Below are 9087 nucleotides of genomic sequence, written 5' to 3' on the forward strand. Positions count from 1 at the left end.
GGGGCCCGGTCACCGGCCCGGTCGAGCGGGCCAGCTACTCAGTCGCACGGTGAGTGTAACGACCCCGGGGCGGCCACGATTCCAGCCTGAGGATGCCGGCGGTCACACCCCGAAACCGGACAGCCCACCCAGACCGGCACAGCCCGGCCGGCGCGAATCGGACAGTCCGCACGACATCGCCGACCTGGCAGTATCCGCGCCCACCCGACACCCGCCACACCGCCGAACCGCAGTCCGTCGGGCCCCCAAAGGTCAGCCCGCGCGGCACGGGCGAACCCGGACTACGTCAGGGCTGGGGGCGACCGTCCCCGGCGCAGGGATCAAGCCTGCGCCCGAAGCCGGGGACGGTCGCCCCCAGCCCCCCACCGCAACCAGAGACCGAAACCAGAGTCCGCAACCACCATCACCAGCCGAAAGCAGAGTTGGGGTTACCCTGACACCATGCAGGCGCTCTCCCCCACGTCGACCCCGACGGCCCACCTGGCCCGACCGGGACGCCCCGCCGTGGTCGCCCGCACCCTCGCCGAGCTGACCGGGCCCACCCAGGGCGTCGTCGAGCTGCCGGTACGGCTGATGTGGAGCAGCGAGCGCGTCTTCGACCTGGCGGAGCCGGACGACCTGCTCTGGATGTACGAGAACGTGCTGCGGGAGACGACCCGCACCGACGACCTGCGCCAGCTGATCAACGGGCGGACGCTGCGCCGGGTGTGGCGGCGCCTGAACCTGCCGCGGGGCGTGCGCCTGGCGTGGGAGAGCCGGCACCGCGGCCTGCGCGCCGCCTGATCGGGCCGGGAGCCGGCACCGCGTGACGCACCTGCACGAGTTCTACCGGGAGGTGGCCCGGGTGGCCCTCGCGGCCGCCGGGCCGCACCGGTTCGTGCTGGGCGGCGGGGTGGCGTGGGCGGCGCACGGTCTGGTCACCCGGCCGACGGAGGACGTGGACCTCTTCGCCGACGTGGAGGGGGCGGCCGCCGCGGCGGCGGCCGGGGTCCGCGCGGCGCTGGAGCGGGCCGGGTTCGAGGTGGTCGACGCCGACCCGGGCAGTGAGCTCGGTGAACTGTTCGACGGGTTCGACCGGGACATGCGCGACTTCGTGGTGAGCCGGCACGGCCGGCAGATCCGGTTGAGCCTGGCCCGCCTCGACCGGTACCGCAGTCCGGTGGTGATGGACCTCGGGCCGGTGATGGACGTCCGCGACCTGATCGCGAACAAGACCGCCGCGCTGGTCAACCGCCGCGAGGTGCGCGACTACATCGACGTGTCCTCGGCGCTGGACCACTACGACGTGGCGGAGCTGCTGGAGCTGGCCCGCCAGGTGGACCCGGCGCTGGACCTGGCGGACGTGCGGGCCGCCGGCCGCTACCTGGACCAGGTGCCGGACCGCCGTTTCGCGCGCTACGGGTTGGACGCCGCGCAGGTGGCGCAGGTGCGCCGGCGGATGGCCGCCTGGCCCCGCTGAGGGCCGGCGGCCGTCGGCCGTCGGCCGGAACGTCACTTGGTGGGCTTGCCGCCGGTCACGCCGAGGATCTCCCCGGTGACGTAGCTGGACTCCTGGGAGGCGAAGAAGACGTACGCGGGGGCCAGCTCGGCCGGCTGCCCGGGGCGGCCCATCGGTGTGTCGGTGCCGAACTGCTTCACCTTCTCCTCCGGCATGGTGGCCGGGATCAGCGGGGTCCAGACCGGGCCGGGCGCGACCGCGTTGACCCGGATGCCCTGGTCGGCCAGGTTCAGCGCGAGGGCCTTGGTGAAGTTCGCGATGGCCGCCTTCGTGGTCGCGTAGTCCAGCAGTTGCGGGGACGGGTTGAAGGCCTGGATCGACGAGCTGTTGATGATGGCCGACCCTTCCGGCAGGTGCGGCACGGCCATCTTGCAGAGCCAGAACATCGCGTACACGTTGGTCTTGAAGACCCGGTCGAACTGCTCGGTGGTGATGTCGAGCAGCCCCTTGTCCTGCGACATCTGGAACGCCGCGTTGTTGACCAGGATGTCGATGCCGCCGAGGTCGGCCAGCGCCCGGTCGACCAGTTGCCGGCAGTGGCCCTCGTCGGTCAGGTCGGTGCGGACGGCCACGCCCCGGCGGCCGGCCTCCTCGACCAGCCGGACGGTGTCCCGGGCGTCGGCCTCCTCCTCTTCGCCGAGGTAGGAGATGAGGACGTCGGCACCCTCCCGGGCGAAGGCGATGGCCACGGCCCGGCCGATACCCGAGTCACCCCCGGTGATCACCGCGCGCTTGCCGTCGAGCCGGTCACTGCCCCGGTACGACTCCTCGCCGTGGTCCGGCTTCGGCCCCATCCGCTGCTCCGAGCCCGGCGCCGACTGTTGCTGCGCGGGCTGCCCCTGCTGCTGGCCGTACTGACGGGTGGGGTCCTGCTGGGTGTACTGGTCCTCGCTCACCGGCGTCTCCTCGTGCCCTTCGTCCCGGGTCGGTCCCCCTGGGCGCTACCCGCGCAGCGGACGGGGAAACGAGCCGGGGATGGCCGAGGTGTTACGCGCGGGCGGCCGGTGACGCTGGTGTGGTGAAACATGACGGGCTGCAGTGGCGGGCGTGACGGCAGCTCGTTATGGTGCGCATCGGTGCCCACGAGGCGCCGCCACCCCCATGGAAAGGCACGGCATGACCTCCTCCTCCGGCGCCTCGCGCCGCCAGGTGCTCGCCGTCGCGGCCGCCGCCGCGACCGCCCCACTGATCGCCGGCGCGCCGGCCCGGGCGGCTGAGTCGACGGGCCCGAAGACCTGGGACCTGACCGTTCTGGGCACCTCGGACACCCACGGCAACGTCTACAACTGGGACTACTACCGGGACGCCGAGTTCGACGACAGCAGGCACAACGACGTCGGCGTCGCCAAGCTGGCCACCCTGGTCAACCAGATCCGCGCGGAGCGCAAGGACAAGGCGACGCTGGTACTCGACGCCGGCGACACCATCCAGGGCACCCCGCTGGCCACGTACTACGCCAAGCAGGAGCCAATCACCGCCACCGGTGAGACGCACCCGATGGCCAACGCGATGAACGTGCTGAAGTACGACGCCGTCACGCTGGGCAACCACGAGTTCAACTACGGCCTGCCGCTGCTGGCGCAGTGGATCGGTCAGCTCGGCTTCCCCGCGCTGGCGGCGAACGCGATCAACGAGGCCACCGGCAAGCCGGCCTTCCTGCCGTACGTGATCAAGAAGGTCGCCCTCGGCGGCTACGACTCCCCGACCATCAACGTCGGCATCCTCGGCCTGACCAACCCCGGCGTGGCGATCTGGGACAAGGCCAACGTCGAGGGCAAGCTGGTCTTCGCCGACATGATCGCCACCGCCGCCAAGTGGGTGCCGGTCATGCGCGAGCGCGGCGCCGACATCGTCATCATCTCCGCCCACGGCGGCGACAGCGGCACCTCCAGCTACGGCCCGGAGCTGCCGAACGAGAACCCCACCGCGCTGATCGCCGAGCAGGTGCCCGGCATCGACGCGATCCTGTTCGGCCACGCGCACAACGACGTGCCGGAGAAGTTCGTCACCAACCTCACCACCGGCGAGCAGGTGCTCACCTCCGAGCCGTCGAAGTGGGGCCAGCGCCTCACCCGGATGGACTTCGGCGTGCAGAAGGTGCGCGGCCGGTGGAAGGTGGTCTCGAAGAAGGCCACCACCCTGAACACCAACACCGTGGTCGAGGACCCGGCGGTCCTGGCGGCCGTGCGCGGCCAGCACGACAAGACCATCTCGTACGTCAACACCGTGGTCGCCCAGTCCACCGTGGAGCTGTCCGCCGCCGAATCGCGGTACAAGGACACCCCGATCCTGGACTTCATCAACCACGTCCAGACCGAGGTGGTCACCACGGCGCTCGCCGGCACCGCGTACGCGGGCCTGCCGGTGCTGTCGATCGCCGCGCCGTTCAGCCGTACCGCCGTCTTCCCGCAGGGTGACGTGCGGATCCGCGACGTGGCGGGCCTCTACGTCTTCGACAACACGCTCGAGGCCGTGGTGCTCACCGGCGCCGAGGTGAAGGCGTACCTGGAGTACTCCGCGAAGTACTTCGTCACGCTGCCGGTGGGTGCGGCGGTCGACCCGAACACGATCAGCGACCCGGCCGTGCCGGACTACAACTACGACGTGATCTCCGGCGTCGACTACGACATCGACATCTCGAAGCCGGTCGGCCAGCGGATCACCCGCCTGGTCCTGCCCGGCACCGACACGCCGGTCGCCGCGGACGCGCAGTTCGTCATCGCGGTGAACAACTACCGGCGCAGCGGTGGCGGCAACTTCCCCGGCATCGTCAAGACCCAGGTCTACAACCAGCAGCAGGAGATCCGCCAGCTGCTCATCGACTGGGCGCAGGCCAAGGGCGTGATCGACCCGGCCGACTTCTTCGTGCCGAACTGGAAGCTGGTCCGCGAGGGCGTGCCGGTCTTCTGATCCGTACCACTGCGACGGGCCGCGGGTCACCACCCGCGGCCCGTCCGCGTCTCAGCCGCCGGGGCCGAGGCGCAGGTGCCACTCGTCGGGGTTGCCGGCCGAGTCGGGGCGGTCCCGGCGGGGCTCGGTCTCGGTGAACTCGACCCGTTCGTCGGGGCGCACCCGCTCCGGCAGCTCGCCGAAGCGCACGTGCCGCAGGAACTCGTACTCGTCGTCGGTGAACGACTCGGCCGGCTCGCTCATACCCGCATTGTGCGTCCGGCCGTCCACCCGCCGCATCAACCTGACGGTCGTGGGTAAGCCGCGCCGGCCGTCGGCGACGGCCGTCCGCGACGAGGTGGAGGACAGTCATGCGCGCGGTACGGATGACCGCTCCCGGGGTGCTGGAACAGGTGGAGGTGCCCACCCCGGACGCCGGGCCGGGTGAGGTGCTGCTGCGCGTAGGCGCGGTCGGGGCCTGCCACTCCGACCTGCACATCCTCGACGCGCCGGCCGGGATGTTCCCCACCCCGATCACCCTCGGACACGAGATCGCCGGCACCGTCGACACCGTCGGCCCCGGCGTGACCGGCTGGTCACCCGGGGACCGCGCCGCCGTGTACGGGATCATCGGCTGCGGCCGCTGCCGCGCCTGCCTTCGCGGGCTGGAGAACCAGTGCCGGGTCGTGGCTGTGGGTGGCATCGGGCTCAGCCGCGACGGCGGGCTGGCCGACCACGTGGTGGTGCCGGCGTCCCGACTGCTGCACATCGGCGACCTGGAGCTGGAGCAGGCCGCCCCGCTCACCGACGCCGGGCTGACCCCGTACCACGCGGTGGAGCTGGCCCGGCCGAACCTGCGCCCCGGCACGTCCTGCGTGGTCATCGGGATCGGCGGGCTCGGGCACATGGCGGTGCAGATCCTGGTCGCCACCACGGCGGTACGGGTCATCGCGGTGGACACCAGCGTGGCCGCGCTTGACCTGGCCACCCGGCTCGGCGCCCACGAGGTGGTACAGGTCGGCCCGGAGACGGTCGAGAAGATCCGCGCGATCGTCGGCCCCCCGCCGGACGGGGCGGATGTGGTGCTCGACTTCGTCGGGGCGGACCCGACCCTCGCCACCGCCCGCCAGGTCGTCGCCACCGGCGGTCGGGTGATGCTGGTCGGCCTTGCCGGCGGGACGCTGCCCGTCCGGCCGGTCGCCGAGGAGCCGCCCACCCTGCCGATGGAGACCAGCGTGGAGATCCCGTTCTGGGGCACCCGGGCCGAGCTGCAGGAGGTGATCGCGCTGGGCCGCGTCCGGCTGCTCCAAGCCGACGTGCAGATCTTCCCGCTGGAGCGGGCGCCGGAGGCGTACGAACTGCTGCGGCGGGGCGAGATCCAGGGACGGGCGGTGATCGTGCCCTGACCGGTCAGGAGTGAGCGAGAGCGGGGGTCAGCGAGCGCCGGCCCGGGCCGCCGCCACGGTCCCCGAACGGATCGGGGGCAGGCGGTCCAGCAGGGCCAGGGCCGCCCGGACGGGACGGCGGGTGAGGGTCTCGTCGAAGCTCGCCCGGCCCTGGCAGAACCGAACGAACATCCGCCAGCCGGCCGGGGTGGCCAGCAGCCCGTGGAAGACGTCCGGCCGCCGCTCGAAGAGCTCCAACAGCCGGTACCCGGCCCGCATGGACGGCGCCAGAAGCCGGTCGACCGCCCGCTCGTAGCCGTCCAGGTCACCCTCGGCGACGGCCACGCCGGCCAGCCGCCCGGACCGCAGCGCGTAGCTGATCCCCTCCCGACTCCACGGCTCCAGCAGACCCGCCGCGTCGCCGACGACCAGCACCCGGCCCCGGCGCAGTGGCGAGTCCGCCGCCCGGCAGCGGGTCAGATGACCCGAGTCGTGCTCCGGGGTCAGCCCGGCCAGCCCCAGCCGGTCCACGAAGTCCCGCAGGTAGGCGCGGGTCCGCTCCCCCGCGCCCCGGGCGGCGATCACGCCGACGGTGAGCCGGTCACCTTTCGGGAAGACCCAGGCGTACGAACCGGGGACCGCGCCCCAGTCCAGCAGCAGCCGGCCCCGCCAGCGCTCCTGCTCGGCCGGTGGCACCGGCAGCTCCAGCTCCAGCCCGAGGTCGACCTGCCGGTACCGGACGCCGACGTGTCGGGAGGTGACGCCGGAGGAGCCGTCCGCCCCGATGACGGTCCGGGCTCGGACGGTCGCACCGTCGGCGAGCCGCAGGCGTACCTCGTCGGGGTCCTGCTCGACCGCGCGGACGGCGACGCCCTGGCGGACCTCCGCCCCGGCCGCGACCGCGGCCGCGCGCAGCCGGTCGTCGAACTCCTCCCGACGGACCATGGCCACCAGCGGCCCGGCGGCGTGCCGGCGGGTGAAGCCGCGCCGCCCGTCCCGGGTGAACGTCACCCGGTCGACGTGGTCGTGCACCGGCACCTCGATCCGGCCGGTCACCTCCGCCAGCGACGTGCCGATCAGCCCACCCCCGCAGGTCTTGTAGCGGGGGTGGGTGGCGCGCTCGACGACCAGCGTGCGGACCCCGGCGCGGGCGGCGGCGTGCGCCGCCGACAGCCCGGCGGGGCCGGCTCCGACGACGGCGAGATCCCAGACGATCACGGATGCAGCGTAGGCCAGATCGCCGCGCGGGCGCCCGCCGCAACTCCCCGATCGGGTGGGTATCAAAGGTCGACCGGGGGGTAACCGCCCGGCGCAGGCCGCCCGCGGGCCGGGCGGGTCACGCCGAGGAGGACGTCATGCAGCAGGTACGGCTGTCGGAGGTCGAGGAACGGGTGTACCAGGCGGTAACCGCGCTGGAGACCCGGGGACACGTCCCCTACCCCGATACGATCGCCCACGAGACCGGGATGAACGAGGAGGAGCTGCAGGCGCCCCTGCACCAGCTCACCGAGAAGGGCCTGCTGCACCGGGAGGACTCCCCGATGGCGGGGCTGGACTTCGGGCCGCGGTGGTGTGCGCGCCAGATGGCGTGAGTTCCGTTTGCCCCTCGGTTCCGTTTGCCCCTCCCGGGCCGGGGTAGCGGTCAGCAATGCGTGATCGACGGTCGTCGGGGGGCACCATGAGCGCGGACCGGTCGTCCGCACCGCCCGACACCGGATACGACAACCGCAAACGCTGGCAGGCGCTCGGTGTCGGCCTGGTCGCCGCGTTCATGACCCTGCTCGACGTCAGCATCGTCAACGTCGCCGTGCCGTCGATGGACCGCGCGCTGCACGCGACGCCCAGCGACCTCCAGTGGGTCCTGTCCGGGTACGCGCTCACCTTCGGACTGGTGCTGGTGCCCGCCGGGCGCTTCGGCGACGCCCGGGGCCGACGCAACGCGTTCGTGCTCGGGGTGGCGCTGTTCACGGTGACCAGTGCGCTGGCCGGGATTGCCCGCTCCCCGGAGTGGCTGGTCGTCGCCCGGCTGTTGCAGGGCGCCGCGGCCGGCATCGTCAATCCACAGGTGAGCGGGCTGATCCAGCAGCTGTTCCGTGGTGCGGAACGTGGCCGGGCGTTCGGCCTGCTGGGGGCGACCATCGGCATCTCCACCGCGGTCGGGCCGCTGCTCGGCGGGCTGCTCATCCAACTCGGTGGGGAGGAGCACGGCTGGCGGTGGGTCTTCTTCGTCAACGTGCCGGTCGGCATCGTGGCGGTGCTGCTGGCCTGGCGACTGCTGCCGACGCGGCCCACCGGCCAACAGGACCGGCACCGGCTCGACCCGGTCGGGGTGCTGCTGCTCGGCGTCGGCGTGACCCTGGTGCTGCTGCCCCTGGTGCAACGCGAGCAGTGGCAGACGCCGTGGAAGTGGGCGCTCATCCCGGCCGGCCTCGCCGTCCTCGTCGCCTTCGGCCTCTGGGAACGCTGGTACGCCCGGCACCGGCCGCCGCTGTTCGACCTGCGGCTGTTGGGGCTGCGCTCGTACCTCCTCGGGGCGCTGATCGCGCTGGTCTACTTCGGCGGCTTCACCGCCATCTTCTTCATCTTCACCCTCTACCTGCAGAACGGTCTCGGCTACAGCGCGCTGGTCGCCGGCCTGGCGATCACCCCGTTCGCGCTGGGCTCGGCCGCCGCGTCGGCCCTCGGCGGCCGGGTGGTCAACCGGTACGGGCGGCCGCTGGTCGCCATCGGCCTGCTCGTCGTGGTGGTCGGGCTCGCCGCGACAGTCTGGATCCTGCGGGACTCACCCACCCACTCGGTGCCGCTGCTGACCGCGGGGCCGCTGCTGCTGGCCGGGCTGGGCAGCGGCCTGGTCATCGCCCCGAACCAGACGCTCACCCTCTCCGAGGTGCCGGTGCCGCCGGCGGGCAGCGGCGCGGGCATGCTCCAGACCGGCCAGCGGATCGGATCGGCCGCCGGGATCGCGGCGGTCGGGTCGCTGTTCTTCTCCTCGCTGTCCGGCAGTCGAGGCGACTGGGCGACGGCCTTCCGGCATGCGCTGCTGCTGGCCACCGGGATCATCGTGCTCGCGCTGGTGGCGGCGGTGGTGGACATCTCCTTGGGGCGGCGTCGTCGCGCTTGAGCTGTCGCTTGGTTGCTGTTGGTCGGTGGTTGCTGTTGGGGGGTGGGGGCGACCGTCCCCGGCTTCGGGCGGTCAGGCTTGATCCCTGCGCCGGGGACGGTCGCCCCCAGCCCCGACCTGGTCGGCGTCCGCCCGGCCGGCACCGTCTTTGGTGGGTACGTGGATACGCCGCTGGCCGGCACCCCTGTCTCGGG

General features: G+C 72.7%; 9 protein-coding genes. 6 read left to right on the forward strand and 3 right to left on the reverse strand.

Going from position 1 to position 9087, the window contains the following annotated elements; translation table 11 throughout:
- The first annotated feature begins 441 nt into the window (after positions 1-441).
- Both I8N68_RS31930 and I8N68_RS31935 read left to right on the forward strand, forming a co-directional pair.
- On the forward strand, positions 442-783 hold the full coding sequence (locus tag I8N68_RS31930) for a hypothetical protein (protein ID WP_200216831.1): 342 nt from the start codon (positions 442-444) through the stop codon (positions 781-783).
- 22 nt (positions 784-805) lie between these two features.
- Positions 806-1459, forward strand: a complete 654-nt coding sequence (locus I8N68_RS31935; RefSeq protein WP_307813057.1) for a nucleotidyl transferase AbiEii/AbiGii toxin family protein — start codon at positions 806-808, stop codon at positions 1457-1459.
- Between the two features lie 32 nt (positions 1460-1491).
- Here I8N68_RS31935 and I8N68_RS31940 read toward each other — a convergent pair whose 3' ends face one another.
- Positions 1492-2394 carry an SDR family oxidoreductase gene (locus I8N68_RS31940; protein ID WP_200216832.1) on the reverse strand — a complete coding sequence of 301 codons (903 nt, stop codon included), beginning with the start codon at positions 2392-2394 and terminating at the stop codon, positions 1492-1494.
- A 220-nt stretch (positions 2395-2614) separates the two neighbouring features.
- Between I8N68_RS31940 and I8N68_RS31945 the strand changes: the two genes are divergently transcribed.
- Entirely contained in the window at positions 2615-4408 is a 1794-nt protein-coding gene (locus I8N68_RS31945) for a bifunctional metallophosphatase/5'-nucleotidase (protein ID WP_200216833.1), read from the forward strand.
- Between the two features lie 51 nt (positions 4409-4459).
- On the opposite strand, the gene I8N68_RS31950 is transcribed toward I8N68_RS31945, so the two are convergent.
- Positions 4460-4651: a hypothetical protein gene (locus tag I8N68_RS31950; RefSeq protein WP_234040979.1), complete on the reverse strand. Its 192-nt coding sequence runs from the start codon at positions 4649-4651 to the stop codon at positions 4460-4462.
- A 107-nt stretch (positions 4652-4758) separates the two neighbouring features.
- Between I8N68_RS31950 and I8N68_RS31955 the strand changes: the two genes are divergently transcribed.
- Positions 4759-5793, forward strand: coding sequence for an NAD(P)-dependent alcohol dehydrogenase (locus tag I8N68_RS31955; RefSeq protein ID WP_200216835.1), 1035 nt, complete (start codon positions 4759-4761; stop codon positions 5791-5793).
- A gap of 27 nt (positions 5794-5820) precedes the next feature.
- Here the strand turns inward: I8N68_RS31955 and I8N68_RS31960 are convergent, their stop codons facing one another.
- Positions 5821-6990, reverse strand: a complete 1170-nt coding sequence (locus I8N68_RS31960) for a geranylgeranyl reductase family protein (protein WP_200216836.1) — start codon at positions 6988-6990, stop codon at positions 5821-5823.
- A 137-nt stretch (positions 6991-7127) separates the two neighbouring features.
- Between I8N68_RS31960 and I8N68_RS31965 the strand changes: the two genes are divergently transcribed.
- Positions 7128-7364 carry a hypothetical protein gene (locus I8N68_RS31965; protein ID WP_200216837.1) on the forward strand — a complete coding sequence of 79 codons (237 nt, stop codon included), beginning with the start codon at positions 7128-7130 and terminating at the stop codon, positions 7362-7364.
- A gap of 86 nt (positions 7365-7450) precedes the next feature.
- Positions 7451-8893 (forward strand): MFS transporter, encoded by a 1443-nt coding sequence (locus tag I8N68_RS31970; RefSeq protein ID WP_372433926.1) that lies wholly within the window; start codon positions 7451-7453, stop codon positions 8891-8893.
- Positions 8894-9087: the final 194 nt, after the last annotated feature.

The sequence above is a fragment of the Micromonospora coerulea genome, assembly GCF_016598485.1.
In the GTDB taxonomy this organism is placed as follows: domain Bacteria; phylum Actinomycetota; class Actinomycetes; order Mycobacteriales; family Micromonosporaceae; genus Micromonospora; species Micromonospora coerulea.

What these genes read in the sequence shown, in the direction of transcription:
- I8N68_RS31950 (WP_234040979.1), bottom strand. Translation starts at nt 4,651, where the DNA reads ATGAGCGAGCCGGCCGAGTCGTTCACCGACGACGAGTACGAGTTCCTG.
- I8N68_RS31955 (WP_200216835.1), top strand. Translation starts at nt 4,759, where the DNA reads ATGCGCGCGGTACGGATGACCGCTCCCGGGGTGCTGGAACAGGTGGAG.
- I8N68_RS31945 (WP_200216833.1), top strand. Translation starts at nt 2,615, where the DNA reads ATGACCTCCTCCTCCGGCGCCTCGCGCCGCCAGGTGCTCGCCGTCGCG.
- I8N68_RS31930 (WP_200216831.1), top strand. Translation starts at nt 442, where the DNA reads ATGCAGGCGCTCTCCCCCACGTCGACCCCGACGGCCCACCTGGCCCGA.
- I8N68_RS31965 (WP_200216837.1), top strand. Translation starts at nt 7,128, where the DNA reads ATGCAGCAGGTACGGCTGTCGGAGGTCGAGGAACGGGTGTACCAGGCG.
- I8N68_RS31970 (WP_372433926.1), top strand. Translation starts at nt 7,451, where the DNA reads ATGAGCGCGGACCGGTCGTCCGCACCGCCCGACACCGGATACGACAAC.